The organism is Mesorhizobium sp. M8A.F.Ca.ET.207.01.1.1 (assembly GCF_004794715.1).
GTDB lineage: Bacteria > Pseudomonadota > Alphaproteobacteria > Rhizobiales > Rhizobiaceae > Mesorhizobium.
The window spans coordinates 1-279 of record NZ_SRUS01000609.1; the positions used below are offsets into that span (position 1 = coordinate 1).

Annotated in this window: 1 pseudogene; it reads left to right on the forward strand. The window is 65.2% G+C overall.

Going from position 1 to position 279, the window contains the following annotated elements:
• A pseudogene (gene glyA, locus EN850_RS36050) lies at nucleotides 1–279 on the forward strand (serine hydroxymethyltransferase); the annotation flags it as partial.

The following is a 279-nucleotide window of genomic DNA, read 5'->3' on the forward strand; positions in this document are numbered from 1 at the left end:
TGCGAGCCTTGCGCAGCCATCACGGCCGGGCTCGCAACTCACCAACAAGTACGCCGAAGGGTATCCGGGCAAGCGCTACTACGGCGGCTGCGAATATGTCGACGTGGCCGAGCAGCTTGCTATCGACCGGGTCAAGCAACTGTTCGGCGCGGAGGCGGCCAATGTCCAGCCGAACTCCGGCTCGCAGGCAAACCAGGGCGTGTTCTTCGCCATGCTCAAGCCCGGCGACACGATCATGGGCATGAGCCTCGCGCACGGCGGCCACCTGACTCACGGGTC